The organism is Microcystis aeruginosa NIES-4325, assembly GCF_008974145.1.
GTDB classification, from domain to species: domain Bacteria; phylum Cyanobacteriota; class Cyanobacteriia; order Cyanobacteriales; family Microcystaceae; genus Microcystis; species Microcystis aeruginosa_G.
In genome coordinates, this window is sequence record NZ_BJKP01000007.1 from 112,995 (window position 1) to 139,933 (window position 26,939).

The 26,939-nt window shown below is 40.4% G+C and carries 27 protein-coding genes and 3 pseudogenes; 19 read left to right on the plus strand and 11 right to left on the minus strand.

Annotation, left to right across the window (positions count from 1 at the left end; genetic code table 11):
* The first annotated feature begins 397 nt into the window (after positions 1–397).
* The 3 genes from MiAbW_RS05930 to MiAbW_RS05940 all read left to right on the plus strand — a co-directional run bounded on the left by MiAbW_RS05930 (position 398) and on the right by MiAbW_RS05940 (position 2,905).
* Entirely contained in the window at positions 398–1,033 is a 636-nt protein-coding gene (locus MiAbW_RS05930) for a D-sedoheptulose-7-phosphate isomerase (RefSeq protein ID WP_151695329.1), read from the plus strand.
* Positions 1,034–1,070: 37 nt separating this feature from the next.
* Entirely contained in the window at positions 1,071–2,096 is a 1,026-nt protein-coding gene (locus MiAbW_RS05935; RefSeq protein ID WP_151695330.1) for a GHMP family kinase ATP-binding protein, read from the plus strand.
* A gap of 92 nt (positions 2,097–2,188) precedes the next feature.
* Positions 2,189–2,905 carry a nucleotidyltransferase family protein gene (locus MiAbW_RS05940; RefSeq protein WP_151695331.1) on the plus strand — a complete coding sequence of 239 codons (717 nt, stop codon included), beginning with the start codon at positions 2,189–2,191 and terminating at the stop codon, positions 2,903–2,905.
* Here MiAbW_RS05940 and MiAbW_RS05945 read toward each other — a convergent pair.
* The 4 genes and pseudogenes from MiAbW_RS05945 to MiAbW_RS05950 form a co-directional block, all read right to left on the minus strand.
* Positions 2,883–3,941 (minus strand): hypothetical protein, encoded by a 1,059-nt coding sequence (locus MiAbW_RS05945; protein WP_151695332.1) that lies wholly within the window; start codon positions 3,939–3,941, stop codon positions 2,883–2,885. The two genes, MiAbW_RS05940 and MiAbW_RS05945, sit on opposite strands and share 23 nt — an antisense overlap.
* Positions 3,942–4,058: 117 nt before the next feature.
* Positions 4,059–4,284: pseudogene (locus MiAbW_RS19925) on the minus strand (transposase); the annotation flags it as partial.
* Between the two features lie 205 nt (positions 4,285–4,489).
* Positions 4,490–4,636 carry a hypothetical protein gene (locus MiAbW_RS19540; RefSeq protein WP_155726695.1) on the minus strand — a complete coding sequence of 49 codons (147 nt, stop codon included), beginning with the start codon at positions 4,634–4,636 and terminating at the stop codon, positions 4,490–4,492.
* A gap of 28 nt (positions 4,637–4,664) precedes the next feature.
* Complete coding sequence (locus MiAbW_RS05950; RefSeq protein WP_199309343.1) at positions 4,665–4,826, minus strand: hypothetical protein; 162 nt, start codon at positions 4,824–4,826, stop codon at positions 4,665–4,667.
* Here MiAbW_RS05950 and MiAbW_RS19930 point away from each other — a divergent pair.
* Positions 4,789–4,896 (plus strand): annotated as a pseudogene (locus MiAbW_RS19930) (D-glycero-D-manno-heptose 1-phosphate guanosyltransferase); the annotation flags it as partial. The gene MiAbW_RS05950 and the pseudogene MiAbW_RS19930 sit on opposite strands and share 38 nt — an antisense overlap.
* 77 nt (positions 4,897–4,973) lie before the next feature.
* Positions 4,974–5,897, plus strand: coding sequence for a glycosyltransferase family A protein (locus tag MiAbW_RS05960; RefSeq protein WP_151695333.1), 924 nt, complete (start codon positions 4,974–4,976; stop codon positions 5,895–5,897).
* A gap of 72 nt (positions 5,898–5,969) precedes the next feature.
* On the opposite strand, the gene MiAbW_RS05965 is transcribed toward MiAbW_RS05960, so the two are convergent.
* Positions 5,970–6,908, minus strand: a complete 939-nt coding sequence (locus tag MiAbW_RS05965) for a transposase (RefSeq protein WP_151695355.1) — start codon at positions 6,906–6,908, stop codon at positions 5,970–5,972.
* A gap of 818 nt (positions 6,909–7,726) precedes the next feature.
* On the opposite strand from MiAbW_RS05965, the gene MiAbW_RS05975 reads away from it, so the two are divergent.
* The 7 genes from MiAbW_RS05975 (at position 7,727) to MiAbW_RS06005 (ending at position 13,119) form a co-directional block, all read left to right on the plus strand.
* Positions 7,727–8,653, plus strand: coding sequence for a cation diffusion facilitator family transporter (locus MiAbW_RS05975; protein WP_151695334.1), 927 nt, complete (start codon positions 7,727–7,729; stop codon positions 8,651–8,653).
* Between the two features lie 46 nt (positions 8,654–8,699).
* Positions 8,700–9,776 carry a dTDP-glucose 4,6-dehydratase gene (rfbB, locus tag MiAbW_RS05980; RefSeq protein ID WP_151695335.1) on the plus strand — a complete coding sequence of 359 codons (1,077 nt, stop codon included), beginning with the start codon at positions 8,700–8,702 and terminating at the stop codon, positions 9,774–9,776.
* A 348-nt stretch (positions 9,777–10,124) separates the two neighbouring features.
* Positions 10,125–11,519, plus strand: a complete 1,395-nt coding sequence (locus tag MiAbW_RS05985) for a transglutaminase domain-containing protein (RefSeq protein ID WP_151695336.1) — start codon at positions 10,125–10,127, stop codon at positions 11,517–11,519.
* 30 nt (positions 11,520–11,549) lie between these two features.
* Positions 11,550–12,107: a KGK domain protein gene (locus MiAbW_RS05990; RefSeq protein ID WP_151695337.1), complete on the plus strand. Its 558-nt coding sequence runs from the start codon at positions 11,550–11,552 to the stop codon at positions 12,105–12,107.
* Positions 12,108–12,177: 70 nt separating this feature from the next.
* The gene (locus tag MiAbW_RS05995) at positions 12,178–12,420 is read left to right on the plus strand and encodes an HNH endonuclease (protein WP_002738070.1); all 243 of its coding nucleotides are present in this window, start codon (positions 12,178–12,180) and stop codon (positions 12,418–12,420) included.
* Positions 12,421–12,512: 92 nt separating this feature from the next.
* On the plus strand, positions 12,513–12,761 hold the full coding sequence (gene rpsP / locus MiAbW_RS06000; protein ID WP_151695338.1) for a 30S ribosomal protein S16: 249 nt from the start codon (positions 12,513–12,515) through the stop codon (positions 12,759–12,761).
* A complete protein-coding gene (locus MiAbW_RS06005; protein WP_151695339.1) occupies positions 12,754–13,119 on the plus strand; it encodes a KH domain-containing protein in 366 nt (121 codons plus the stop codon). The genes rpsP and MiAbW_RS06005 overlap by 8 nt, the downstream gene beginning before the upstream one ends.
* A 9-nt stretch (positions 13,120–13,128) precedes the next feature.
* Here the strand turns inward: MiAbW_RS06005 and obgE are convergent, their stop codons facing one another.
* The gene (obgE, locus tag MiAbW_RS06010; RefSeq protein ID WP_151695340.1) at positions 13,129–14,157 is read right to left on the minus strand and encodes a GTPase ObgE; all 1,029 of its coding nucleotides are present in this window, start codon (positions 14,155–14,157) and stop codon (positions 13,129–13,131) included.
* Between the two features lie 249 nt (positions 14,158–14,406).
* Positions 14,407–14,586, minus strand: a complete 180-nt coding sequence (locus MiAbW_RS06020) for a hypothetical protein (protein WP_238707203.1) — start codon at positions 14,584–14,586, stop codon at positions 14,407–14,409.
* 170 nt (positions 14,587–14,756) lie between these two features.
* Here MiAbW_RS06020 and sppA point away from each other — a divergent pair, with 170 nt between their 5' ends.
* Complete coding sequence (gene sppA, locus MiAbW_RS06025) at positions 14,757–16,568, plus strand: signal peptide peptidase SppA (protein WP_151695341.1); 1,812 nt, start codon at positions 14,757–14,759, stop codon at positions 16,566–16,568.
* Positions 16,569–16,622: 54 nt separating this feature from the next.
* Complete coding sequence (locus MiAbW_RS06030; RefSeq protein WP_151695342.1) at positions 16,623–18,782, plus strand: ComEC/Rec2 family competence protein; 2,160 nt, start codon at positions 16,623–16,625, stop codon at positions 18,780–18,782.
* On the opposite strand, the gene MiAbW_RS06035 is transcribed toward MiAbW_RS06030, so the two are convergent.
* The gene (locus MiAbW_RS06035; RefSeq protein ID WP_151695343.1) at positions 18,772–19,302 is read right to left on the minus strand and encodes a universal stress protein; all 531 of its coding nucleotides are present in this window, start codon (positions 19,300–19,302) and stop codon (positions 18,772–18,774) included. The two genes, MiAbW_RS06030 and MiAbW_RS06035, sit on opposite strands and share 11 nt — an antisense overlap.
* Before the next feature lie 670 nt (positions 19,303–19,972).
* On the opposite strand from MiAbW_RS06035, the gene MiAbW_RS06040 reads away from it, so the two are divergent.
* Both MiAbW_RS06040 and MiAbW_RS06045 read left to right on the plus strand, forming a co-directional pair.
* Entirely contained in the window at positions 19,973–20,359 is a 387-nt protein-coding gene (locus MiAbW_RS06040; RefSeq protein WP_151695344.1) for a hypothetical protein, read from the plus strand.
* 2 nt (positions 20,360–20,361) lie between these two features.
* A complete protein-coding gene (locus MiAbW_RS06045; RefSeq protein ID WP_151695345.1) occupies positions 20,362–21,306 on the plus strand; it encodes an NAD(P)-dependent alcohol dehydrogenase in 945 nt (314 codons plus the stop codon).
* Between the two features lie 10 nt (positions 21,307–21,316).
* On the opposite strand, the gene MiAbW_RS06050 is transcribed toward MiAbW_RS06045, so the two are convergent.
* On the minus strand, positions 21,317–22,552 hold the full coding sequence (locus MiAbW_RS06050; protein ID WP_151695346.1) for a bifunctional sterol desaturase/short chain dehydrogenase: 1,236 nt from the start codon (positions 22,550–22,552) through the stop codon (positions 21,317–21,319).
* 210 nt (positions 22,553–22,762) lie between these two features.
* Here MiAbW_RS06050 and MiAbW_RS06055 point away from each other — a divergent pair, with 210 nt between their 5' ends.
* Positions 22,763–24,190, plus strand: coding sequence for a glycosyltransferase (locus MiAbW_RS06055; protein ID WP_151695347.1), 1,428 nt, complete (start codon positions 22,763–22,765; stop codon positions 24,188–24,190).
* 138 nt (positions 24,191–24,328) lie between these two features.
* On the opposite strand, the gene MiAbW_RS06060 is transcribed toward MiAbW_RS06055, so the two are convergent.
* The gene (locus tag MiAbW_RS06060) at positions 24,329–24,547 is read right to left on the minus strand and encodes a hypothetical protein (RefSeq protein WP_151695348.1); all 219 of its coding nucleotides are present in this window, start codon (positions 24,545–24,547) and stop codon (positions 24,329–24,331) included.
* Between the two features lie 27 nt (positions 24,548–24,574).
* On the opposite strand from MiAbW_RS06060, the gene MiAbW_RS06065 reads away from it, so the two are divergent.
* On the plus strand, positions 24,575–25,579 hold the full coding sequence (locus MiAbW_RS06065; RefSeq protein WP_151695349.1) for a DUF4351 domain-containing protein: 1,005 nt from the start codon (positions 24,575–24,577) through the stop codon (positions 25,577–25,579).
* Positions 25,580–25,750: 171 nt separating this feature from the next.
* The gene (locus tag MiAbW_RS06070) at positions 25,751–26,755 is read left to right on the plus strand and encodes an Rpn family recombination-promoting nuclease/putative transposase (protein WP_151695350.1); all 1,005 of its coding nucleotides are present in this window, start codon (positions 25,751–25,753) and stop codon (positions 26,753–26,755) included.
* A gap of 85 nt (positions 26,756–26,840) precedes the next feature.
* On the opposite strand, the pseudogene MiAbW_RS06075 reads toward MiAbW_RS06070, so the two are convergent.
* Positions 26,841–26,939: pseudogene (locus MiAbW_RS06075) on the minus strand (IS630 family transposase); the annotation flags it as partial.

A 26,939-nucleotide genomic window follows, 5' to 3' on the forward strand; every position in this document is an offset into this window, starting at 1 on the left:
ATCACGGCATATTATACGCCGTCAGGCCTTTGGGCTTTTGATTATATCGGCGGTATTGTCAGGAATTGTTAACATTTTTGTCCAGCCAAACAAAAGGCCAAGACTGGCAAAGGTGGAATCCCCCGATCAGAAATCCCCCATCCCAGCCAGAATACATCAAAAATTTATTTACAAACAAAACAAATTGTGCTAAGGTTGGGGCGTTTGTGGTATATTCCCAGAGTAACTGGCAAAAGATCACTCTTTTGACTCGATTCCCGTGATAAATTCTACCATTGCAGGAGTTTTGTCCCCAATTAATGGACAGCGATTCTGGTCTTTTGATACTATTCAATGTAATGACAGAATGATTGAGAGTTAAATTTATTCAACTAATAAAAATTGGAAAATCAAACCTATGCGAATGGTGGAAAAATCAAACAAAAAATTGGATAGTTTCCAGAGTGATCCGTCTCTGTTACGTTTAATCAAGACTGAATTGGAAGAAGCTTATAACCTGAAGAAAACTCTACTAACCGAGACAAAATATCTAGAGAAAATTCAAGAAATCTGCCAAGTATGTATCAATGCTTATCGCAACAACCACAAAGTATTAGTGGCTGGTAATGGGGGCAGTGCCGCCGATGCTATCCATTTTGGCGGTGAGCTACACGGCCGATTTCTGAAAGAAAGAGAGTCTTTACCGGTTCGCATCCTCAATAGCGATATCGCTAGTTTAACAGCGATTGCTAACGATTATGGTTACGAATATATTTTTAGCCGCCAGATAGAAGCGGAAGGAAACCCTGGCGATGTTTTTATCGGAATTTCCACTTCGGGAAATTCCGCTAATATCCATCAAGCTCTCCAAGTTTGTCAAGCAAAAGGTCTCACTAGCATCGGTTTAACTGGGGCGAAGGGATTAGCTCTAGAGGAAAAAACCGATTATTGTTTGATGATTCCTAGCACCAGTACCCCGCGCATTCAAGAAGGTCATGGTTTTGTTCTTCATACTATTTGTTTAGCGATCGAAGAAGCACTCTTTCCTAACTAAAATCTCCTAGCAAAAAATCAACCTAAACAGCATAACCATGATCATCAGAACCAAAGCTCCTTTAAGATTAGGTTTAGGTGGTGGCGGTACCGATGTGGAACCTTACTGTAGTCTTTATGGGGGTTACGTTCTCAACGCTACTATCGATCTCTATGCCTACTGTACAGTCACGGAAATTACTGACAAACAAGTCATTTTTGTTGCCGCTGATCGAGGAGAACAACAAATAGAAACCCTCCAGTTTCCTCTACCTTATAACGGCGTTCTCGATCTGCATAAAGCGGTCTATAATCGTTTGATTAAAGACTTTAATCAAGGGCAACCTTTGCCGCTGCAAATCACCACTTTTTCCGATGCGCCAGCCGGTTCGGGATTGGGTTCTTCTTCTACCCTAGCCGTGGCCATAGTTAAAGCCTTTGTGGAACTGTTAAAATTACCCCTAGGTGAGTATGATATCGCCCATTTAGCCTACGAGATCGAACGAATTGACCTAGGCTGGTTAGGGGGCAAACAGGATCAGTACGCTGCTACTTTTGGCGGTTTTAATTTTATGGAATTTTATGAACAAGATCGAGTCATAGTTAATCCTTTGCGGATTAAAAATTGGGTGATCAATGAATTGGAAGTCTCTCTGATCCTCTATTATACGGGAATTTCTCGCTACTCATCTCAAGTAATTGAGGATCAAATTCAGAATGTCCAAGAAAAAAATGATCAAGCGATCGCCGCTACCCATCAACTCAAAAAAGAGGCAATTCTCTTTAAAGAAGCACTGCTTAAATCAGATTTTATGGGGATAGCAGAAATTCTGAGAACTTCTTGGGAAGCGAAAAAGAAATTATCCAAATTAATTAGTAATCCGCAGATCGATCGCATTTATCAGGTAGCTAGGGAAACCGGGGCCTACTCAGGCAAAATATCGGGGGCCGGTGGCGGTGGTTTTATTATCTTCATGGTCGATCCTACCAAGAAAATCGAAGTAACTAAAGCTTTGAAATCAGAAGGAGGCCAAGTTATTAATTTTCACTTTACCAAATACGGAACCCAAGCATGGACATTATAGCAAACCAAGGATCAACGGGGAAGGATTGTCCCCATAACCCTAAAAATAGTTTTTAAAAGATTGGCAATAATTCAAATTTTTGAGGTGTATCTATGGATGTAATTATTCTGGCGGGTGGTTTAGGAACCAGATTGCGATCGGTGATCAACAGTTTACCAAAACCTATGGCTCCCGTTGCCGACAGACCTTTTTTAGAATATCTATTAGATTACCTGATCTCTCAAAAAGTTACCAACAAATTTTTAGTTTCTGTGGGCTATGAACATCAGAAAATTATCGACCATTTTGGTTATAAATACAAAGAATACGAGCTAAATTATCTGATAGAAGATACACCATTAGGGACTGGAGGAGCGATCCGGTTGGCACTAAATAAAATTGAAACCGAACAAGCCTTAATTGTCAACGGCGATACCCTATTTAATGTCAATTTATCCGCCTTAATTAATTTACATAATCAAAAGAAATCCCTGATAACTGTTGCTCTGAAGCCCCTAACTGACTTTGATCGTTATAATAATGTTCTCCTAGACGATGATCAGAAAATTATCGGGTTTGAATCCAAAAAATATCAAGATAAGGGCTATATTAATGGCGGTATATATTGTGTAGGAAAAAACATATTATCCAGCTTTGATCTGCCATCAAAATTTTCTTTTGAGGACGACTTTCTCAAAGTTTATACCGAGAAAATTCCTATGTATGGCTTGATTTCTGACGAATATTTTATTGACATAGGCATCCCCCAAGATTACGAAAAAAGTCAGATTGAATTACCTGAACTTTTTAATTCCCGAAATCAGGTTTAACCTCAGGATTAAAATACGAACCATAAAACTTGGCGACTTTGATCAAATTATGGTCTTGATACCATCTGTGAGCGTTGTCAGCAACTTGCTGAAGTTGAGTCAAATCAAGACTAGACAGATTTTCATCAGCTACTAAATAATGTTTATTATTTTCTACTCCATCCACTTCAGAAGGATTATACTCTGTTAGAATTGGAACCAAACCATGGGCGGCATAGGCGGCAAAGATAGTGGATTTGCCTAAATCTCTTGGAAAATGGCTATAATCTAAAAAGCCCCCCCGTGAAGTTAACATCAATTCACTAACAATCTGATTAGACTGAAATCCCATAGGGACTATCTCTATTCCTTTGAATTGACCTTCCGTGGTACTCAAATCACAGGGATAACCAACATCATAAATGCGTTCAATGCCTAAAGCTTGACAGGCTTTTAGGAGATTTTTACTGAATTTTGTATAAACTAGGGGACGAGTGTACTTGGAACCGAAAACAATAAAGTAGGGTGGGCGTTCCTTGAGAGGAAGAATACATTGAGGTTCACCCATAGTAGAAAAATTTGGTAAGCAAATAACTTCGGTTTTTCCAGTCAATCGTGAAACTATATTTTTAATTCTGGAAGTAGTAGTCACGATTAAATCAGCTAATCTGAAGATTTGATAAGAAGTTAGTAAAAATCTGAAAGCGGGGAAAATTATCCCTTTTCTTGTGTAAGTTGCGTTGAACTCATGGACTAGGATAATTAATTTAAAGTTTCTAGTTCTTGTGAGATTTTGTAATACTCTCAAGAGCCAATCGGGAACATCGTAGTATCTACAGTTATAATGTAAGAGAACCCCCAAACAATCTGGAGTTATCAATGAAGACAAAACACTGGAAGCGTCCATATTCTTGAGAGATTCATAGTCGATCAAGCGGCTTACTATACCAGTTTCCGACCTAATTGCTTCAGCTAAAGTAACGTTAAAATCTTCATGACACCTTGGACCAATGTGTATAATTTGTTTTTGATTGATTGGTTTTGTTGTGTCAAACATAGATTCCTTCACTCAAGCAAAATTCTAGATGTTTTTGTAAACATGATACCAAAAAACTTTGTGAGTCAGTGACTGTTTGAGCATTTGCCCGTAGCGACGAGCCAAACAAGGGCTAACTCAAGTTTGAAGTGTACGAGTACCTGTCTGACTAAAGAATACCTCAGACGGAGTGCTATAGTCAAGGGCTTTTCGCAGTCGATGGTTGATTAAGTCCGTCGCTTGGTCTAGCTGAGCTTGTTTGATGATGAGAGAAATTTGTCCCTTTCGGGAAAAACTGCCGCATGAGATCGTTGGTGTGTTCTTTCAGTCCTCGCTCCCAAGAATGATAAAGATTGGCAAAATAACATTAGACCTCAACCTAATATTATCTCAAGACCCAAAGTCTTTCTAGTTAAGGAATCTACCCGAATAAAAATTATTTTAATTGCCGCATATTTTTTCAGTGAAATTGAATTAGCAACGATAGATATACATTCCAGCCATCGAACCATTCGGTTAGTACGCAGACCAAAAGCAAGCTGTGACTGGGTTATAATTTTTGGAGATGTCTATTCAACCCCTAAGCCAGCCGCCTGCTCGTACCCACTAAACTCCTGGCCATTATCGAAGGTGAAAGTCTTGAGATGAGAGGCTGGTAGGCCCGCAAAAGCCACTTCAGTGGTGCGATTGAGTTCGGCGGTAGTCTGAGTCTTCATGACTCGTGCCACTAAAAACTTGGAGGTTTTATCTACATAGATAGGTAGCGATCGCCCCGAGATGGTTGCCCCCGATGATGGTATCTCCTTCCCAATGACCAATCTCAGTTTTTTCTTCAGCAATCGCTGGTCGATCCTCAATTCCGACTCGGTTGTATGCCTTGATTTCTGACGAATATTTTATTGACATAGGCATCCCCCAAGATTATGATAAGAGTCAACAAGAATTACCCTCTCTCATCTCAAAAGTATCCTTTTGAGAGAGTCTTGGTAGTCACCTAAGTTCAGCAAATTTATGTTTGTATCGTCAAATTATTTCTAGATAAATTCACCAGAGATGCTTGCTAGTTCCAATCAACCGATATTATCTATTGTTAGCCCAACCATCGGAAATTTTTCCGAATATTGGTTACAACAACTTTTATCCGTGCAGGGAAACGTAGAATTTATCTTAGTTTACCCTCCTGGCACAACTGCAGCCTTCATAGCTGACCCACGAGCAAAAATTTTATACAGTCTCTACAAAGGAGAAACGCCTCAAAGAGCCTTCGGTTTAATGAACGCCACCGGTCAGTATATACTGGCTTTAGATGATGATGACTTCGTGCATCCAGACGTTGTATCCCTAACTCTTGAATACTTTGAGAAATTTCCTCAGAGTTGGATGCTGCGTTTGTTTAAAGAAAAAATAGACTACTTAGATGAAGAAAAAATTAAAAGACCTTGGCAGCAGTTGCCATCTCTTGAGCAACTTAGGATTGCCAGAAAAAGAGAAGATTCCTATCAGGATTTGGTAGAAGTTCCCATTGCTCCTCTAGAAAATCATTTTGATATAAAAGTTGCTCTCTGGCCCTACGCTAAGAGAAAAGACATTCATGGAAGTCATGTGGAACCTTTTAATAATACAATTTGGAAAAGTCCAGCAGTTAAAGAAGCTCTCACAGAAATGTTTCAAGGGACAAGAATGGCAGAACTTTTGACTTGGTTGCCTCTCTGGGGATTAGATAGGGCAATCGGACTATATATTCAAGCCAAATTTTTTCAAACAGGTGCTTGTATTGGTCATTGGATGCCCGAACCCGGTCAAATCAGATATATTGTTAGGCCTTATTCCTTAAAAACAGTGCGATTGTTAGTGTTAGTGGAGATGTTGTTAGTGAAACAATTTCCCCAGTATGGCTACTTTTGGAATCTATTTTTTGAAGAATTTTACAACGGTGTGAAAATTAAAATTAGGCAAATATTTAACAAGCTAAATTAAGGTTAATAGCTAAAAAATAGGAAGCAAGTCTTAATACTTACTTCCTTAAAAGATTACAGATAGACTGATATTTTATACCTCTTTACCCAAGCGAGAACGAATAAAGATTCGCGGCACATTTAAGATGTCGGGAATAACTAGATTCCACATATATCCGTATTGGGGAAAACGTCTGATCAAGTAAAGTTCAGAAAGTACCCCATAACGATTAAATCGTATATATTCAGGTGGATTATTTTCAATACGAATTTGTTCTGGCAGCGGTAAGAGATGACCAATAATTTTGCCTTTTCCTTGCTCAAAAAACTTCGCTTGTATAGCTAGTCCTAAAACTCGATCAAGACACCAAAAGGGAATATACTTAAACGGACCCATAAAAGGCATTAACCCCACCAGATCCTCTAGGGTTTCCTGTACTATAGAAGTTTTCCAAACCTTCTTGTCAAAATTCTCTGTATGGGGACCTCGATGATCTCTCCTTCCTCTAAAAAGACACATTACATCAAATTTATTATCGATAGGAGTAATGGGAATTTCCAATAGGCAGTTGCCTTGTTCGTATAGCTTAGAGTTACCTTGAGACCTACCACAAACCTCTAATTTTTCGATGGGGTTCGGTGAAAGCCAAGGAGCTTCCAGAATTTCTTTTTTACCAAATTCAACATTTTTCCGGCTAAGTCTCATGACCCAACTGTCAGGAAATCTGGAAAAGTATTGACGGCTAATTTCTGGAATGTCGGGATTGATATACTCATCACAATTAATTGTCAATATATAGGGAGCGGTAGCATTCATCAAACCTGTGGCACGTTGAATAATTTCTCCCCGCAAGGGACTGACTATTTGCTGTACCCTGGGGTCGGAAGTGGGATACTTAGGTGCTCCTGGTGGATGAACCAAGATAAATTCTATTTCTCCCTTGACCTCGGTCAGCGCATTAAACCAGTGGTCAGCGAATCCTTCTCTAGTGGGAATAACAATTGATAGGCTTGGTGTTGACACCTTGTCCATGATAAAAAATTTTTCCTCTATTTTTTGATGCCATTGTATCATAGTTCTCCAGCAACAAGGAAAATTTCTGGAAGATCGGAAGACTGAGAGGTCAAGAGTGGGAATTCAAGAGAAATAAAATCGATATTCAACTTGTTTACCATCCTAAAATCTGATTTCTAGGTTTTTTTATCTGGCTCTTCGTTCCTGGAGAGTAGGAAGTTTAGATTGGTAAAATCGAGTAACGATTATGGGGCTAAGTCCAGCGGATCAGGATTGGGGATGGGGTCGGGTTTGGCGGCGAGTAATTTAGGCAAAAGTGGACTGGGTGGGCTTTGCGGGAAAAAGGCTTGGGCGAAGGTGTTGCGGGGCGAGCAGAGCAATCCGCTCGCTGGGGAAGTCATGGCAGGAAAGAGTGCAAAACCAGCCCGGGAAGTCTGCCCAAATGGTCTTAGGCAATTCTAATCTAAACTGAGAATTGGGAGCAAACCAAGGGCAGTAACAAAACCTTCAAAGGCTTCGACTTTAGCCAAAATTTGAGCCTGAACATCCTGGTGATAGTCAGATTTTCCCCCCGGCAAGAACTTCGGCTCTCTTGGGTTTGGTGGGTAAAATGTATTTTAAGATACAGTCCTGCTGGCGAGAGAGTGGAAGGAACCACTCCAGACACAGAGGACACAAAGATTGATCGCTTCTATGGTAAGTTAAGCTGATCACACAAAGAATAAGAGAGCCGAACTTGGCACTGTCCAGTACTCTGGAAGAGCCAAAAGTAAAAAGGAAAAAAACGGAGATAGGAGTGGGAAAATTAATACTGATAACTGATAACTGATAATCCTGTGGCTGTTTTAAGAGATAATCGGGCTACCGTCCAAAAAGTTCTTTGGATCACCCTGCTGCTGAACATTTTGGTTATGGCGATCAAAGCGGGGGTGGGTTTGAGGATTGGTTCTTTGAGTCTGCAAGCGGATGCTCTCCATAGTGTCACCGATAGTGCTAATAATGTCTTGGGATTGGTAGCGATGCGGTTTTCCTCTCCCTATCCCGATCGAGATCATCCCTACGGACATCTGAAATACGAAGCGATCGGAGCTTTAGCGATCGCTGCCTTTTTGGGAATTGCCTGTTTTGAAATCTTGCAGGGGGCGATTATGCGTATTATCAAAGGCGGAAAACCCGTCGAGATTGCAGGTCCAGAATTATGGCTATTAATTATCGTTTTAGGGGTGAATATTTTTGTCACCTATTATGAAAGATCCGTGGGGCAGCGTGTCGGTAGTCCGATTTTGATTGCCGATGCTCGTCATACCATGAGTGATGTGTGGGTGACAATTACGGTTTTATTGGGGTTAGTTGGGGTTTGGGTGGGTAATAGGGCTAATATTCCCCAATTACAATGGTTAGATGTGATGTTGTCTTTTCCTGTCGCTTTTTTGGTGTTTAGCAGTGGTTGGAAAGTCCTCAAGGAAAATTTACCTTTGTTAGTGGATGAAATGGCGATCGCTCCTGAGGTGATTCATCAAATTGTCATGGAGGTGCCGGGGGTGCTTAATTGTCATGCGATCGCATCTCGGGGACTGGTGGGAAGACAGGTATTTATAGAAATGCACCTAGTTGTCTGCGCTCAAGATGTGGAAACTGCTCACAGGATCACGGAAGCGGTAGAAGCAAGATTAACCCAACAATTTAGCCCTGTGAGAATTTTAATTCACGTTGAACCGCCGGATTATCACTCCGATCAGATCACTTTTGAGCAGGAATTGTGAAGCAAAAAGGCCTAGAATAAGTAGCGAACTTTTGCTAGAGGTGGCCATGGCGACAGAAAATCAAGCTAGAAACATAGTAATTACTGGTGGAGCGGGATTTATCGGCTCGAATTTTGTTCATCATTGGTGCGAGAATTATCCCGAGGATCGTGTCATTGTTCTCGATGCTCTTACCTACGCGGGCAATTTGAATAATTTAGCGACACTGAAAGATAGAAAGAATTTCCGTTTTCTGCAAGGGGATATCTGCGATCGAGCTTTAGTTGATCAATTATTTGCCAGTGAAAATATCGATACAGTTGCCCATTTTGCCGCCGAATCCCATGTGGATCGATCGATTCTTGGTCCTGGGGCTTTTGTCCAAACTAATGTGGTGGGAACTTTTACTCTATTAGAAAGTTTTCGGCAACATTGGTTAAGTAATCATCAACCCGATAACTATCGTTTTCTGCACGTTTCCACCGATGAGGTTTATGGCAGTTTAGGAGTAGATGATCCAGCTTTTACCGAAACTACTCCCTATGCTCCTAATAGTCCCTATTCTGCCTCAAAAGCGGGGAGTGATCATCTAGCGAGAGCTTATTTTCACACCTACGGAATGCCGACAATTATTACCAATTGCTCTAATAATTATGGTTCCTATCATTTTCCCGAAAAGTTAATCCCTTTGATGTGTATTAATATTCTTTTGGGTAAACCTTTACCTGTTTATGGTGATGGTCAAAATGTTCGAGATTGGTTATATGTGCGGGATCATTGTCAAGCTTTAGATACAGTTATTCACAAGGGAAAAGCAGGAGAAACCTATAATATTGGCGGGAATAATGAGGTAAAAAATATCGATTTAGTCAGGATGTTATGTGAGTTAATGGATGAATTAGCTCCCGATTTACCCGTGAAACCTGCTCACAATTTAATTACTTTTGTCAAGGATCGCCCCGGACATGATCGCCGGTATGCTATTGATGCCAGTAAAATTCGCACTGAATTAGGTTGGCAACCTCAAGAAACGGTAGAAGGGGGATTAAGAAAAACCATTCAATGGTATCTCGATCATCGGGATTGGTGGCAACCTTTGTTATCCACAGAATATCAAGAGTATTATGGTAAAGTTTACGGTTAGAGAGGGGTAAAAAATCTAATCTTAATTTTGGGTGTGTTAGTTTTTGCTAACACACTTATTACTTTAGCTAGATTAATATTTGGCTCTCCCAGGTTTGGTGGGTAAAATGTATTCTAAGATACAGTCTTGCGGGCGAGGGAGTGGAAAGAACCACTCCAGACACAAAGGACACAAAGATTGATCGCTACTATATAAGTTAAACTTATCACACAAAGAATAAGAGAGCCAATATTTTAATTGTCAGTAATTAAGATCACAGGAAAATCTCAAAAAAATAGTTAGCTTTGAGAGATAATAGGAGCAGAGCAGACTAAGACTGGCAATCTTTACTTTTTATTAGCAGCAACTATGGCTTATAAAAGAAATTATCGCCGCCGCAAGAATCGGCAATCCGGAAGGACAATTCCAGGGATTTTCATCTTTTTAGTTTTAATCTCCTTTGGGATGGCATTTAAAAACCAAAGTTCTCAACTGCTCAGGAATTTTCAATCATTTAAACCAGCAAATGACTTAATTTATAATACTAATAATCTGCAAATTTCTCAGCCAATTATTCCAGGGAATGATCTCCAAGTTAGACAGGGAAATTATCAAAACATTGATCCTCTAGCTCGCAGCATCAATTATTCAGGCAATTCTCTATCAGAATTAGCAACAATTTTATCTAAATATGCCAAAACAGAAGCCGAAAAAGCCCGCATTATTTACGTTTGGATCACCCATAATATTACCTACGATGTGGCAAGTTTTTTCAGGGGTAATTACGGTGATGCGAGTCCTTATACTGTCCTCAAAAATCGTTTTGCTGTCTGTTCAGGTTATGCCAATCTTTATCAAGCTTTAGCAGAAAAAATGGGATTAAAATCAGCAGTTGTTATCGGTTATGCAAAAGGATTAGGCTATCTAGTGGGCAATGGTAGTGATGCTAACCATGCTTGGAATACTGTCAGAATTAATAATGCTTGGTATCTAATTGATGCAACTTGGGGTGCGGGAGTAGTCAATAACAATCAATTTCAACGGCAATTTAATCCTCATTATTTTGCTACTCCACCCGCACAATTAATTTATAGTCATTTTCCCGAACAAACCCGGTGGCAATTATTACCGAAAGTTTATAGAAAACAACAATTTGATTCTTGGCCGATTGTGACATCACAATTTTTTCGAGATGGTATAAAAGTAGTCAATCACAAAAGTTATGATATCCAGTCTTCAGGAATGACAGAAGTTATTTTACAAGTTCCTAATCACACCCAGATTTCTGCTCAATTGCAGCAAAATAATTTACCTATCAATAGCCATTTACCCTTAATTCAAAGAGTCAATGGACAAGCAATAATTAAAGTTTCCTTTCCCCACGCTGGTACTTATGATTTGATGGTTTTCTCTAAAAATAAATCCGATCAAAACCACTTTAATCATGCTTTATCTTATCGAATTACCAGCAATGCTAGGGGTGTCCCTATCCCGAAAACCTATGCTACTTTTGAAGAAAATAAGGCCTATCTTTATAGTCCCACAATAGCCAAATTAACTAAGAATCAATTGGTAAATTTTAAAATAGAAGTACCTAATGCTTTAGCTGTGGTTATCATCGATCAATCATCGGGTAACTGGACTCCTTTAACTAAGTCAGGTAATTTATTTTTCGGTAATGTTAAAGTTGGTTCAGGAAAGATAACTATCGCTGGCAAGTTTATCGAGGGTAATAACTACGCTAGTTTAGTTGAGTACGAGTAATTTGTCTTTGAGTCATTAAGGAGCAAAAGAATGAATATTAATACTTTTAACAACTCTCGGAAAATCATTATCGAAAATGATTATAGTGTATTGATGTTTGAAGATGAAGAAGTTATTTTAGTGAGAAAATTTAAAGAAGAAATCCAAGCAGATTTTTTGAAGTATATCGACAACTTTACTTCCTATGGAAGACTAAGAAAAGATCGGCAAGAATATTCTCTCTTTGGTCAAATTAGTAAAATTGAATGGGTTCATTATCCGATTGAGAAGGATTGTAAATTATTAATATGGGGTGAGAAAGACTGGAGAACAGGAAAAGTTAAAATTTATGGAGAATGTACTTTTTCTAGTGTTTTAGAAAAACTTTCAAACAGGTCAAACACTGAGTTGAGTAATATTCAAAATGAAATTTTCTGGAAAGAAATGACAAATCAAGGCTTTAAGGATTTCGCTGAAACTCGTCAAATAAAAATTACTCTAGAATTTATTCCCGAAGAAAGCACAATTGAGCAAGAACCAGAATCACCCCTAGAGGAAATTCGGCAAATGTTGCGAGAAAATCCAGAAAAAACTAACTTCAATTCCTGAAAACCTAATTAGGTAATGAGGAAAATAAATTAAAGCAATCACCTCTATCCTGTCGCCTGCTGTAATTATCATGGCAAAAACTCCGAGAATACCGATTCCGATCGAAGTGAGAAAATATGTTTATCAAAGGGATAATTATCAATGTCAGAGTTGCGGTAAACCCGAAAAATTAGCCCAACTTTCCATAGATCATATCATTCCCTTAGCTTTAGGTGGCAGTAACGACATTAGTAACCTGCAAACCCTTTGTTTATGCTGTAATCGCCGCAAAAAAGACCATTTAGACCCTCGTTTTCGGCGTTATTTTCAATAATATCGAATGGCTGCCGACCGTTTTCTCGATCGCCACTTGTGGAAATACCGCCTGGATGAGTTAGAATCGGAAAGGAGAATTTTTGAGTAACCATGATCAAATTACGTCTAAAACGCTTTGGTAAAAAACGCGAAGCCAGTTATCGTATCGTTGCGGCCGTTAGCACCAGTCGTCGCGATGGTCGTCCCCTAGAGGAATTAGGATTTTACAATCCCCGCACCGATGAAGTACGTCTGGATGAAGAAGGAATCATCCGACGCTTACAACAAGGGGCGCAACCGACGGACACCGTGCGCGGCATTCTCACCAAACAGAAAATTTTCGAGAAAATCAATGGCTAGTACCCCCAATTATCTCGAACTGGTGAAATTTATGATCGAGCCGTTTTTGGAAGATCCAGCCAGTCTGAGATTGGATATCGAGCGCTGTAAAGAAAATGAACGTCTTTGGGTGCGTGTAGCCTTCGATGATGCCGATAAAGGCAAAGTTTACGGCCGGGGAGGGCGCAATTTACAGGCGATTAGAACTACCCTAGAAATGGCGGCCGCAAATGTGGGTCGCTCTGTTTATCTAGAAGTCTATGCGGCCGAAAATGAAGGCGAACAGCGCCGCACCCGTCGTTCTAACGGTAACTTTGAAGGTACGGAAAGAAGACCGAGCAATCGCCGACCACCCGCACCCCGGCAACCCAACAACTAACGAGCGATTTTAGGAAAACAGGGAAGGGGTTTCATCCTCGACCCTCTCCAGTTGCTCTAATTGCTGCCAAACTTTGGCGAGTAGAGTGGTTAATCCGGCTCCCGTCACGGCGGAAATAGTCAAAATCTCGGCATTAGTTATTTTAGCAAACTGCTTTTGATAGTTATCTATCGTTTCCTCGTCCACAGCATCAATTTTGTTGAAAACCAGTATTTGCGATCGCTTTTCTAAGCCTCGACCATAGGCGGCCAATTCTCCCTGGATAATTTGATAATCGGCGATCGGGTCTTCTGCTGTCAAGGAGACAAGATGAATTAACAGGCGTGTGCGTTCGATATGGCGTAAAAATTCGTGTCCTAGGCCGATTCCTCGGTGCGCTCCCTCGATTAATCCTGGAATATCGGCGAATACCGTCCCATCTCCCGTGGGTTTGCGTACCACTCCCAAGTTAGGGATAAGAGTTGTAAAGGGATAATCGGCGATTTTGGGACGAGCAGAGGAAACGGCGGAGATTAGGGTGGATTTTCCCGCATTGGGCAGCCCAATCAGTCCCACTTCCGCTAATAACTTCAATTCTAGGCGTAAATGGCGTTTTTCTCCGTCTAAACCGGGTAAAGCGTATTCGGGTGCGCGGTTATTATTGCTTAAAAAGTGGCGGTTGCCTAATCCCCCTTTTCCCCCGGCAGCCACGATTAAAGTCTGTTCGGGAGTGACTAAATCGCCGATAATTTCCTCGCTATCGAGATCATAAACCACTGTACCACAGGGAACTTTAATAATGCGATCGCTACCGTTGGCCCCGGTGCAGTTGTTCGGACCGCCCCGTTTACCGTCATCGGCCTTAAAATAGCGACTATACTGGAAATCTAGCAGGGTTTGCAGGTTCTGAGTGGCCACAAAAATCACCGAACCACCTTTTCCCCCATTACCACCGGCCGGACCGCCAGCAGGGACGTATTTTTCCCGACGGAAAGCGACAATTCCATCACCTCCCTTACCCCCTTCCACTTCTATTTCGGCGCGATCAATAAACTGCATAAGACTAAGTAATTAAAGTGAAAAAATGATCAAGATCAAAGCTGTTAGAGGTTAATATCTTGCCAATTTAAAGCTTCTGCGAATCCCTGAAAATGTTTGACATTAGTGGTAGCGTGGAACGAACCACAGAGACACAAAGAACACCAAGATCGCTACTATATAATTTAAACTTATCACACCAAGAATAAGAGAGCCGATATTGTTTTTTTAATAACTGCCAATGAGCAAGAATAATAGTATCTACCATTATCAATCGCACTGGCGAAAATTGAGCAAAAACTGGGAGATTTCTTGGTCTTGCTCATCGGTTATTTGTGAGCGTTTTTGTCGTCTTTGTTCTAAGATAGCCAAAGCCGAACGATTTCGTTTAATTTGTTCTTTTCGATCCCAATCTGGATAATTGACAAGTTTGGGTTTTAATTGATTCATCTCTTTGACTGGAAATTGTCTATGACAATCTTAGCCGATCCCTTGACACCTCACAACTCCAGTCACTATCCTCAAGGTCTTTAGTACATTTGTTCGGAAATAAAAAACTTGTTTCTGGGCGGGGAATCCCTACAATAGGAAACAGGATAATTAGTAGCAGATGAAAACCGATGGGGCAGTTTTTTAAACAAACTTTCGCTAGTTGCTTGGGAACTTTATTGGGATTATTGGCATTTTCGGTCTTAGGTGTGGGGGGATTAGCATTTTTACTGCTTTCTTCCCTGATGTCTAGCGATAGCTCCTCAGTTAAGGAAAAATCAGTCTTAGTTTTTAACTTAGCCACCAATATCAGCGATGCTCCCCCTAGTTCCAGTTTAGCCGATAGTTTGACCGGTGAGAGTACGACCACTTTAAATTTACGACAGGTGATAGCGGCGATCGAAAAGGCCACCCTTGATGATAATATTGTCGGTCTGTTACTCTATGGTCGCGACAATATCGGTGAATATGGCTATGCTACCCTGACGGAAGTGCGGCAAGCTTTGGCAAAATTTCGCCAATCGGGTAAAAAAATTATCGCCTATGATATGGAATGGACGGAAAAGGAATATTATCTCGCTTCCGTTGCTGAAAAGGTGATTATTAATCCCGTGGGGAGAATGGAAATTAATGGTTTAAGTAGTCAACAAACCTTTTTTGCCGATGCACTAGAAAAGTATGGTGTGGGGGTACAAGTGGTAAAAGTGGGTTCTTTTAAAGGTGCGGTGGAACCCTATACGCGTCAGGATTTAAGTGTCCAGAATCGTCAGCAGCTGCAAACCCTACTCGATACAATTTGGTCTAATTATAGTTCCACAGTGGCCAAAAGTCGCAATTTAACGACCCAAGAAGTGCAAACTATTTCCGATACTCAAGGTATTCTGGAAGCAACCAGAGCGAAAAAGGCTGGTTTTGTTGATGAAGTGGCCTATTTAGATCGAGTAATTGCTTTAGCTAAAGAGTTGACGGGAGAAGCAAAAAATAAAACTAATGAGGAGGAAAATTCTGGCTCTTTTTCGCAAATTTCTTTAGCTAATTATGCTAGTTCTCTCGATGAGGAGGAAGATAGTAGCAATCAAATAGCGATAGTTTATGCAGAAGGGACAATAGTAGAAGGTCAGGGAGATAGAGGCGAAATCGGTGGGGATAAATTGGCAAAAGAACTGCGAAAATTACAAGAGAATGAGGATGTGAAAGCGGTAGTTTTGAGAATTAATAGTCCGGGGGGAAGTGCCACTGCTTCTGAGGTGATTCTGCGGGAAATTAAGCGTTTAGATGCGAAAAAACCAGTAATTATTTCTCTGGGTGATGTGGCAGCTTCTGGGGGTTATTGGATCGCCATGGGGGGTCAAAGAATTTTTGCTGATAATGATACAATTACTGGTTCGATCGGTGTGTTTGGATTATTGTTAAATATCCAGAAAATTGCTAACAACAATGGCATCGATTGGGATACGGTGAAAACTGGAAAATTGGCCGATATATCTACTATCACCAGACCGAAAAATCCCCACGAATTAGAAGTTTATCAAGGGGCAGTTAATCGGTTCTATGATTTATTTATCGAGACGGTGGTCCAGGGGCGAAAATTATCCCCAGACAAGGTTAGAACTGTGGCCCAAGGTCGGGTGTGGACGGGAAAAGATGCGGTTAAAATTGGTTTAGTTGATCAAATTGGTGGCCTAGAAGCGGCAGTACAATACGCGGCCAAAACAGCTAAATTAGGTGATGATTGGAGTCTTAAAGAATATCCTCGATCGCAAAGTTGGCAAGAAGAACTCCTCTCTAATTTCTTGCAAACCTATCTTCCTCCTCTCACTAAAAATAATCATCCTTTGACCCAGGAATGGCAAAATTTTCAGCAGGAATTATTGAAGTTACCTACATTTAATGATCCCCATAGTGTTTATGCTAAGTTACTTTTTAATCTCGATTTTCGCTGATACTTAGGTAAAAATAATGCTCTCTAATTCTGAAATTCTTTGACAAAAATTTCTATGAATCGCCCTAATAGTATTATTCTTAGTTTAGCCTATATTTTGGGATTATTATCTACAGGTCTGCTAGATTTTAGTCCCCAGTTAAACCGATGGCAAGAAGTGGTAATTAGAATTGTTATTATCAGTCTAATTACCCTGTTAACCACAATTTTTATCCGTCGTTTTTGGTGGCAAAGTCCCCCGAAAAAAATTTGGCTGACAGCGGGATTAATAGCTATATTTGCCGTTGTTTATCTGGAAATTCGCACTCCTTACCCCAGCGCAAACGATATCAGTCATCTTTTAAAAAATAATGTAGTTAACTCTATTAAAATCACGGGCAATATTATATCAGAAATTCGTCTCAATCGCCGAGAAAATTTACAATTTTGGTTAGAAGTAAAAGAATTTAGCCTCAAAAATTTACCCATAGAAAAATCCGAGGGTAAACTCTACGTTACTCTACCAAATCTAGCAGAAAATCAGGTTTATCCCGGACAAGAAATAACAGTTAAAGGATTACTTTATCGTCCCCGTCCTGCCAATAATCCCAATGCTTTTGACTTTGCTAATTATCTGGCGCGTCGGGGTGCTTTTGCTGGTTTAAAAGGGGAAATAATTATCAATAAAAAGTCACCGACTTGGGGAGTTTGGCAGATTCGTCAGCGCATTGTTGAGGCACAAATTCAAGGACTAGGCCAAGAAAAAGGGACTTTATTAAGTTCGATTACCCTCGGACGACAAGCGGTTAATTTGCCAGCAAAAATCACTGATTTATTTATTAAAACTGGATTGGCTCACATTTTAGCAGCTTCTGGCTTTCATGTGGCTATTTTGTTGGGATTTGTTTTAACTATTACTCGCAATTTATCCCCCAAAAAACAGTTTATTATTGCCCTTACTATCTTAATAATTTACGGCACTTTAACAGGGTTACAACCTTCAGTCCTGCGGGCGATTTTGATGGGAATTGGGGCATTAATCGGTCTGCTTTATAATCGACAAGTTAATAGCTTAGGTTCCCTGTTACTAGCGGCTAACATTCTATTATTATGGCAACCTCTCTGGATTTGGGATTTAGGATTTCAGTTAAGTTTTTTAGCGACTTTGGGATTAATTATTACCGTTCCCTTACTGAAAAATAAAATTGACTATTTCCCTAATTTAATCGCTGAACCTATAGCTATTAGTCTAGCTGCCACTCTCTGGACTATGCCTTTATTAATGTTTACGTTTAACTCGATCGCTCTTTATAATATCCCGATTAATATTATCACAACTCCCCTAGTTACCCTAATTAGTTTAGGAGGAGTTTTTACTGCTTTTTTAGGCTTAATTTATCCCCCTTTGGGCAGTATCGGCGCTAGTATTCTTTATTACCCTCTAGAGTTCTTACTGCAAATTACTACCTTTTTTAGTCTGCTTCCTTTTAGTACCTATTCCACAGGTAAATTATCTTTAGGAGTGATGTTAATTATTTATATTTGTCTTACCTTAATCTGCTGCAATCTCTGGTTTCGTCAACGGTGGCATTTAGTTGGTTTATTTATCCTCAGTTTAATTTTAATACCGATTATTTATCAACATTTAACTTTAACTCAGGTGACAGTTTTAGCCACCAAATCGCAACCGGTAATAATTATTCAAAATCGAGGAAATACTCTCTTAATTAATGGGGAGGAACCCGCAACAGCAGGTTATACAGTTTTGCCTTTTTTGCGACAGGAGGGAATTAATCAAATACAAGGAGCAATAACCGTCAATAATTCGGCGCAATTCTCAACTATCAGTAAGGACATACCAATCAAAAAAACTATTACTTTATCCCAGGTAGAAAAATTTAATCTCGGTGAAATTACCGGACAATTGATCGAGAAAAATTTATTTGAATTTCAGGTAAAAAATCAATCTTGGCTATGGATTATCAACCCGAAAAATCCCGTTAATTTATCCCAAGAATTCAGCCCCCTAGTGTTATTATGGCAGGGAAGCAATCTAGATAAACAATGGTTAGAGTCAATTCGACCGCAAACAGCGATCGCTGTCACTAACAATCTCTCCCGTAATGCCAGAAATCAACTGAGAAAGGCCAGGATTAAGACTTACTGGACTGGGAGAGATGGGGCAATTCAATGGACAGCAAAAAATGGATTTCAACCCTTTCTAATTAATGAGTGATATGTACCACCAAAACCGAACAGGGGGCATGATGCACCACATAATTACTGACACTACCTAAGATTAACTCAGATAAACCCGATCGACCGTGACGACCAACAATAATTAAATCTATCCCCTCTTGCTGGGCAACTTGACAAATTTTATGACCCGGATCACCGATATAATAATCAGCCTTGGCTGTGATATTATCTTCCTTAGCTCGATCGACTAAACCGTTTAACCAAGCTTGTAATTCCGCTTGCATTTCTTCGGTGATTTGTTGTTCCAAGGCGATCATATCGGGGGGATAACCGCCACCATAACCGATCAGATTACCATAAATAAAAGTTTCCGTGTAGGGAGTCAAAGGTTTGGACAGACTATAAACAATTCGCAACTCACTAGCGTAGGTTTTCGCTAAGAGAATAGCCGCATTCAATACCTCTGGAGTGGGATCTTGATAATCCACAGCCACGAGAATTTTATTATAGAGTTTGTTGGTATCTCGATCGACTGAGATTGTTTCCGTATTATCCATAGAATTAGCCTCCTCGATAGCAGATAACGTCAGGGTTGAAGTTAATCTTTTTTCCCACCGGCTGCCAGCAATACCCTGAATCGCTGATAATCCCCTACCTCTAGTGTGACATTTTTCGGATAATGTAGCTAAATACCCAAAAAAATTAACAATTTACCCCACTGTCACCCCTGTCCTGTCCTAACTCATCAGTATTTGTGATACATATCATAGTCAGCACAGGATCGAGATTACATTTATATCGGAGCTAATGGGGGATTATAGATTGACAGCGGATGTTTATAGCTGTCTAGGTGTGTAAACCTTGTCAGTCCTTTTACACGCCTTTTTTTCCCTTTTTATATAACTCTGGCAAAAATCAAGAATTGTCCCTCAGCTAGATCGAGGCGATAATAACTAGAAAAATGGCTTTCTTAGGTTTGGTGGGTAAAATGTATTCTAAGATACAGTTTTGCTGGCGAGCGAGTGCAAGGAACCACAGAGACACAGAGGACACAAAGATTGAGCGCTTCTATAGTAAGTTAAACTGATCACACAAAGAATAAGAGAGCCGAAAAATGGCTAATTAGTCGGATAAGTGAGATTTTTCTCTTTTTCTCTTGCCTTGGGAGATTTGCCTAGAGCAGCTGCAGTATATAATCCAATTAGAGCGAGTTCTAAACCAACAGCTATGATTAGTCGCTACATTGTCCCATGGCTCCCGATGATCGTAATAGGAATTAGTAACGGTATCCTCCGAGAAACCACCTACGGAAAATATCTCGATGAATTACGCGCTCATCAAATTTCTACCCTGACAGGAATCATTTTTTTTAGTCTTTATATTGGCACTTTTGTCTATTTTTGGAATCTAGAATCCTCCAGTCAAGCAATTACTATCGGTTTAATTTGGTTAGTATTAACAGTGGGTTTTGAGTTTCTGTTCGGTCATTTTATCGCTGGTCACTCTTGGTCAAGATTAGGACAAGATTATAATCTTTTAGCGGGACGAGTTTGGATTTTTGTTCTCTTGGTCATTACTTTTGCTCCCCTACTATTTTATCAACTTTTTTCTTAATTATGAAAGCTATTATCATTAATCGCTATGGCCATAGTAATGTTCTCGAATACACAGACATAGAAAAGCCAATTCCTCAGGGGAAAGAAGTCTTAATTAAGATTATGGCAGCGGGAATTAATCCGATTGATTGGAAGATTCGTCGGGGAATGCTAAAAATAGCCACAGGTAATAAATTTCCCCTACAATTAGGTTTTGATTATGGGGGAATTATCGTTGAAAAAGGTAGTCAGGTGGAACAATTCCAGATCGGAGATGAGGTTTTTGGTTTTGTCAATCAATTACCCGGTAGAACCTATGCTGAATATGCAATTATTCCCGCTTCCCTATTAGTTAAAAAACCGCATAATCAGAGTTTTATTGAAGCTGCTGCCACCCCTTTGGCTGCTTCTACCGCTTTGCAAGTGTTGCGGGATTTTGGCAATATTCAAGCAGGAAATCGGATCTTAGTTAATGGTGCATCGGGAGGAGTGGGTAGTTTTGCTGTGCAGATAGGAAAATTTTTCTCCGCAGAAGTAGATGGAGTTTGTAGTAGTAAGAATATCGATTATGTCACCTCTTTAGGAGCAGATAAAGTTATAGATTACACCCAAGAAGATTGGAGAAAAACTGAGCAGAAATATGATATAATCTTTGATGCTGTGGCTAAGTCTTCTTTTTGGCACTGTCGTCAGCTTTTAAAACCCCAAGGGACCTATATAACCACCCTACCAAATCCAGGAATTATCCTCCTAAATTATCTCGGTGCTTGGTTGCCCCAAAAAGGGAAACTGATATTTTTTGCTCAAGCACAAGCGTCTGACTGGCAATTTCTCAGAGAAGCGATCGAATCGGGTAAATTAACTGTTAGAATCGATCGCACCTATACTTTTTCCCAGGTGATAGAAGCTCATAATTATAGTGAATCGGAAAGAGTGCGCGGAAAAATAGTCTTGATCCCGGATTAAGGATAAATAGTTAGGGATTTTCCCGATTTTTTGGGGAACGAGTAAATAGTTTTAAGTAGGTAGAAACAGAGAATTCTTTAATTGGGAAGGTGATAAAAGTCAAGGGATTAATAGTAATAATAATATTGCGACTATCTCTTTGTACCGCCTTGATAATCTGTTTAGCCACCCAATCGGCGGACATAATACCCACAGGATTTAAATTACTCTTAAAAGGGCCAAGAATTAGCTTTCTTACCACACAGGGAGCATCTAAACGACGCAGGGTAATCATATCACCGATCGCTCGTTTACTGAGTTCGTAGAGGGGACTAAAGGCAGGATTAACCTCCGCTTCCGAGGTATTCACCCAGACTTCCTTGCGAGCAATTTGCTCGTTAGTGCGGACAGTTTTGAAGAATAATTCCATTAAACGCCAGACGGAAAAAGTATTCACTTGGTAGGCTAATTCGATCGCTTCTGGGGTTCTTTGGCCGTGGACATTAACGCCGTGATTTAAAATCAGTATATCTACAGACTTAAATAGGTTCTCAAGTTGCGTTTCTTCACCGATTTGCCATTTTACGGTTTTTACAGGTACTGATTCGCCGTTAATTTCAATAGCGATCGCATTCTCCCCAGAAGTGAGCGCGATCACCTTAGCCCCCTTCAGTTGTAGGTACTTTAACAGCGATCGCCCTAAAGTTCCATTCGCTCCGGTAATGGCGATCGTTTTACCCTTGAGAGAAAGTGCCGTCCCCATCAATTTGTCCATAAAGGTGAAAGTTCCACAATAATAAGCCTTTTGGTTATCAAAATGGTGTCGCCAGTGGTAGGTACGATTAACGCGCCATTGAGCGGGTAAACTCTCAAATTGCCCCGGACGATGGGTTAAATCGGTTAATTCCTCCAGATTGGCGATACCTAAACCTCGACCGATCGCCGTACTGAGAAAAGTCAAAGTATAAAGGGAACCTAACCAACCCAACCAAGGGCGATCGAACCCCCAAGAGTAGGCCATTAGTACCGGTAAAACACTGGCAGCCAACATAACCAAGGCCTCCGGTACATCATTGTACCAGTGCGCCCGACGATAAATTTCCTCGCTCATTACCGACAGATCGGGACGAAAAACCCGATGATGCCAGACGTGCAGACGATAAAGGGGCTGCCAATGGTGAGCTAGGGCATGATAGCAATCACGCACGATCTCCACCCAAATAATTGAGCCACAAATCAGTCCGACACAGAGGAGCAGGTTTGACATAGGGGATAAATGTTAAATTTTCTCAACGAATGTAAACAAAGCAATCTTAGCCGAAAAAGCGCATTTATAGGGAAAAAAAACCAATAGCCTGAAAAACTAGGGTTTCCTTCCCGAAAAAACTTAAGATTCTGTTAAAAATTTTAACAATTTTCGGTAAGATAAAGCAAGAAATAAGCTTCTACTGGAACAGTTACTTAACCTGAGTCGATTATGGCAGAAAATTATTGGTCGCGAGAGGATGATAACGAAGAATTAGACCCGATTGGTTCCCTCCTATCTGACTGGTCCGATCCCGAAGACGAGGAGGACGAATTTAGAAGCGAAATTTTTCAAGGCCGATCGGGACGCAGACAGAAAGCGGCTTTTAGCCTCATGGCGATCTGGACAATAATTATCGGACTTCATTGGCTGAGTTGGGGTTATTGGGCAATTATCGCCTTAACTATGGTACTATCGGGGCAAGCTTTGCGGCTGCTGTTCACCAAACCAGAAACGCCGCCAATTCCTTTACCAGATCAGGATTTAACCTCTGTCCCCAGGGTTTCCCTCTTAGTAGCGGCCAAAAATGAAGAAACTGTAATCACGAAGCTGGTTAATTATCTCTGTCATCTAGACTATCCCCAAGATAAGTTAGAAGTTTGGATCGTCGATGACTATAGTACCGATAACACGGGGGCGATTCTCGATCGCCTTGCTTTAGAATATCCCCAATTACAAATTCTCCATCGTCCTGCTAATGCCGGAGGTGGCAAATCCGGCGCCTTGAATCAGGTTTTATCCCTGACTAACGGGGAAATTATCGGCGTATTCGATGCGGATGCGGGATTATCCTCCGATTTACTGCGTCATGTGGTCCCAATGTTCGACGATCGAGAAGTGGGTGCGGTACAGGTGCGAAAAGCGATCGCCAATGCCGCCGAAAACTTCTGGACAAAAGGACAAGCGGTAGAAATGATCTTTGATAGTTGTTTCCAACAGCAACGGATCGCGGTGGGAGGAATCGGAGAATTGCGCGGAAATGGTCAATTTGTCCGACGTAGTGCCTTAAATCGTTGCGGGGGTTGGAATGAACAAACGATCACCGACGATCTCGATTTAACTATTCGTCTCCATATCGATAATTGGAAAATTAATATCTTAAATTTTCCCGCAGTAGCGGAAGAAGGGGTGACAACTGCGATCGCTTTATGGCATCAGCGCAATCGTTGGGCCGAAGGTGGTTTTCAGCGTTATCTCGACTATTGGAAAGCAATTTTAAAGTCTCCCATGCCTTGGCCGAAAAAGTTTGATTTAATTGCTTTTTTGATCGTTCAATATATCTTACCTGCGGCAGCTATCCCCGATCTTTTAATCACAATTACTCGTCATCAAGCTCCGATTTTAACTCCTTTAACTGGTTTGGCTCTTTCCCTTTCTCTCTGGGGGATGGTGACAGGATTAATCCGAGTCAATACGGGTAAAAAATTCACTTTCGCTCTCGGTTTGGACATCCTTGCTCAAACCATTCGCGGCATGATTTATATGATGCACTGGTTTATTATTATTCCCAGTGTCAGCCTGCGGATGGCTTTGCGTCCTAAACGTTTAAAATGGGTGAAAACCGTTCATCTGGGGGAACATCTCAGTGCCGAAGTTTAATTTTCGAGGATAGACTCCAAAAACTTTGGCCTTATTAGGCTCGAAATCCCCTGTCAGTCAGGGTTACAGCCTTTGGAAACCCCTTTGGGAAAAATTTCCAATTTCCTTAATCATGCTTGCTACCAATAATGTGTTAATTTAGATACAGAATTGAATTCCGTGACAGCACTGGGGTAGCGAAAAGCGCTCGCTCCAGTTTTTTTTCTCGAGAAAACGGGTTTCTTCAAGAAACCCGTTTTCTGTGGGGTTTTTTGCGGGAAGCATCCCCCTCTCCTCGTAGGTTAAGGAGGTGAGGTCATAACAATCCGTTGCCAAAACCGACTTTTCAGAATACAATAGATAAGAGTAGTCATTCATCGCTCAGATTGGTTAAGATGATATTACATGACTAATAATATTGACCATGATCGATTATTTAAGGAGTTAATCTCCACCTTTTTTGTCGAATTTATCGAGTTGTTTTTCCCTCAATTGATAGATTATTTAGATAGGGACTCGATTACTTTTTTAGACAAAGAAGTATTTACCGATGTCACGGAAGGAGAAAGACATGAAAGCGATTTAGTCGCACAAGTTAAGTTTCGAGGAAAAGAATCTTTTTTTCTGATTCATGTGGAGGCGCAGGAAAGTTCCCGCCAGGGGTTTAATCGGCGAATGTTTACTTATTTTGCTCGCTTTCATGAGAAATTTGTCTTACCGATTTATCCGATTGTAATTTTTTCTTATTCAAAGCCAAAAAGAGAAGCGATTAGTCAATATGTGGTTGATTTTCCCGATTTTAAGGTATTAGAATTTAACTATCAAGTAGTGCAGTTAAATCGATTAAATTGGCGAGATTTTCTCAATCAACACAATCCGGTTGCTTCAGCTTTGATGGCGAAGATGAACATTGCCGAGAAAGAGCGAGCTAAGGTAAAAGCGGAATGTCTGCGCTTGTTAATCACTTTAAGGTTAGATGCGGCGAGAATGCAATTGATTTCTGGATTTATTGATACTTATCTCAATCTAAATCCGGTGGAAGAGAGACAATTTCAAGAAGAGATTAGCACATTTAGTCAACCCGTACAGGAGGGAGTTATGCAAATTACCACCAGTTGGATGCGTCAAGGTATTGAACAAGGTATCGAACAAGGTATTGAACGGGGTATTGAACAAGGTATTGAACGCGGTATCGAACAAGGTATCGAACAAGGTATCGAACAAGGTATCGAACGCGAAAAAACGTTTATTATTCGTCAAATTAAACGCAAGTTAGGGGAGATTAATCCTTCATTGGAAACTAAAATCATGGAGTTAAGTATTGATGATGTCGAAGCATTAGGAGAAGCTTTATTCGATTTCTCTACGGTTGAAGATTTAATCAATTGGTTAAATACTTTAACTGCTTAGTTTATGTTAGCGATCGCATCTTCCCAACAAATGAGAAACCGGGTTTCTTTGAGAAACCCGTTTTCTGGACTTCTAGTGAGTTTTGATTGAAAGAGAAGGGTTAACGCGGGAAGCATCCCCCTTGTACTGACATCTCGGATGAGATTATACAATAGAGTTACAACCTAAAACATGACATCACAAACCGCCAATTATGATGAACCCTGGAAAGAAGCATTAACCGAGTATTTTGAAGCGTTTTTGCATTTCTTCTTTCCCGAAGTTCACCAATTGATTGATTGGACAAAAATTCCCGAATCCCTAGAAAAAGAACTCAAACAGATTACCGCTTCCGCTAAAACAAAAAAACGTTTCGCTGACAAACTCTATAAAGTCTGGTTACTCAGGGGAGAAGAAGTCTGGATTTTGATTCATATTGAAATTCAAAGCCAATATGAAGAAAATTTCCCCCAGAGGATGTATATTTATAACTATCGGGCCTTTGATTTGTATCAGAAACCGGTTATCAGTCTCGCTATATTAGGAGATGAACGAGTAAATTGGCGACCAGATTCCTATAATTATACTATCGCCGGCTGTGAAGTGAGTCTGAAATTCCCAACGGTTAAATTACTGGACTATGAGGAAAGCTGGTCAGAACTAGAAGCAAGTAGCAATCCCTTTGCTATAATAGTCATGGCACACCTGAAAACGAAAGCGACTACTGGGAAGCTGCCAGAACGGGAACAGTGGAAATGGAAGTTAATCAGAGGATTATATGAAAAGGAGTTCGAGAGGGAACAGATAATTAAACTGTTTGAAATCATCGACAATATGATGACTTTATCCCCTGAATTGCAGTCAAGTTTAGAGAGTAAAATCAAACAATTTGAGGAGGAAAGAACCATGCCTTTAATGAGTAATATGGAGTTACGAGGAAGGAAAATTGGTGAGGAAATTGGGGAGTTACGAGGAATGGAACGCGGTAAGGAAATCGGTAAGGAAATTGGAGCGTTACAAAAAAGCCGCGATGCCATAAAAACAGTTTTAACTGTGCGGTTTGGAGAGATTTCTTCAGAAATTGAAGAGATAATCGGCAAAATCACTAACCCTACTATCTTAGAAGAGCTACTAAAATTAGCAGCTACCGCTAATTCTCTCGCAGAATTTAAGCAGTCTTTGGCAAGAATCCAATAATCTTATCCTAATATATAGAAAACGGGTTTCTCGGAGAAACCCGTTTTCTTGCAATATTATAGTTATTTCAAATAAGAACGAGACACTAGGCGACACAATAAGTACGAATAATTTCATCAAGGGGTGTCCCCACAGGAGCATACATTCTTGCCCTCTTTAATGCACTAAAATCATGTTCGATATC

Coding starts and splice junctions, on each gene's coding strand:
- MiAbW_RS19540 (WP_155726695.1), bottom strand. CDS start 4,636: ATGAAGACTCAGACTACCGCCGAACTCAATCGCACCACTGAAGTGGCT.
- MiAbW_RS06020 (WP_238707203.1), bottom strand. CDS start 14,586: ATGAATCAATTAAAACCCAAACTTGTCAATTATCCAGATTGGGATCGA.
- MiAbW_RS05995 (WP_002738070.1), top strand. CDS start 12,178: ATGGCAAAAACTCCGAGAATACCGATTCCGATCGAAGTGAGAAAATAT.
- MiAbW_RS05960 (WP_151695333.1), top strand. CDS start 4,974: ATGCTTGCTAGTTCCAATCAACCGATATTATCTATTGTTAGCCCAACC.
- MiAbW_RS06040 (WP_151695344.1), top strand. CDS start 19,973: ATGATTAGTCGCTACATTGTCCCATGGCTCCCGATGATCGTAATAGGA.
- MiAbW_RS05985 (WP_151695336.1), top strand. CDS start 10,125: ATGGCTTATAAAAGAAATTATCGCCGCCGCAAGAATCGGCAATCCGGA.
- MiAbW_RS06055 (WP_151695347.1), top strand. CDS start 22,763: ATGGCAGAAAATTATTGGTCGCGAGAGGATGATAACGAAGAATTAGAC.
- rpsP (WP_151695338.1), top strand. CDS start 12,513: ATGATCAAATTACGTCTAAAACGCTTTGGTAAAAAACGCGAAGCCAGT.
- MiAbW_RS06070 (WP_151695350.1), top strand. CDS start 25,751: ATGACATCACAAACCGCCAATTATGATGAACCCTGGAAAGAAGCATTA.
- MiAbW_RS06050 (WP_151695346.1), bottom strand. CDS start 22,552: ATGTCAAACCTGCTCCTCTGTGTCGGACTGATTTGTGGCTCAATTATT.
- MiAbW_RS06030 (WP_151695342.1), top strand. CDS start 16,623: ATGAATCGCCCTAATAGTATTATTCTTAGTTTAGCCTATATTTTGGGA.
- MiAbW_RS05965 (WP_151695355.1), bottom strand. CDS start 6,908: ATGGACAAGGTGTCAACACCAAGCCTATCAATTGTTATTCCCACTAGA.
- sppA (WP_151695341.1), top strand. CDS start 14,757: ATGGGGCAGTTTTTTAAACAAACTTTCGCTAGTTGCTTGGGAACTTTA.
- MiAbW_RS05990 (WP_151695337.1), top strand. CDS start 11,550: ATGAATATTAATACTTTTAACAACTCTCGGAAAATCATTATCGAAAAT.
- MiAbW_RS06005 (WP_151695339.1), top strand. CDS start 12,754: ATGGCTAGTACCCCCAATTATCTCGAACTGGTGAAATTTATGATCGAG.
- MiAbW_RS06060 (WP_151695348.1), bottom strand. CDS start 24,547: ATGAATGACTACTCTTATCTATTGTATTCTGAAAAGTCGGTTTTGGCA.
- MiAbW_RS05940 (WP_151695331.1), top strand. CDS start 2,189: ATGGATGTAATTATTCTGGCGGGTGGTTTAGGAACCAGATTGCGATCG.
- MiAbW_RS05935 (WP_151695330.1), top strand. CDS start 1,071: ATGATCATCAGAACCAAAGCTCCTTTAAGATTAGGTTTAGGTGGTGGC.
- MiAbW_RS05945 (WP_151695332.1), bottom strand. CDS start 3,941: ATGTTTGACACAACAAAACCAATCAATCAAAAACAAATTATACACATT.
- MiAbW_RS06035 (WP_151695343.1), bottom strand. CDS start 19,302: ATGGATAATACGGAAACAATCTCAGTCGATCGAGATACCAACAAACTC.
- MiAbW_RS05950 (WP_199309343.1), bottom strand. CDS start 4,826: ATGTCAATAAAATATTCGTCAGAAATCAAGGCATACAACCGAGTCGGA.
- MiAbW_RS06045 (WP_151695345.1), top strand. CDS start 20,362: ATGAAAGCTATTATCATTAATCGCTATGGCCATAGTAATGTTCTCGAA.
- obgE (WP_151695340.1), bottom strand. CDS start 14,157: ATGCAGTTTATTGATCGCGCCGAAATAGAAGTGGAAGGGGGTAAGGGA.
- rfbB (WP_151695335.1), top strand. CDS start 8,700: ATGGCGACAGAAAATCAAGCTAGAAACATAGTAATTACTGGTGGAGCG.
- MiAbW_RS05930 (WP_151695329.1), top strand. CDS start 398: ATGCGAATGGTGGAAAAATCAAACAAAAAATTGGATAGTTTCCAGAGT.
- MiAbW_RS06065 (WP_151695349.1), top strand. CDS start 24,575: ATGACTAATAATATTGACCATGATCGATTATTTAAGGAGTTAATCTCC.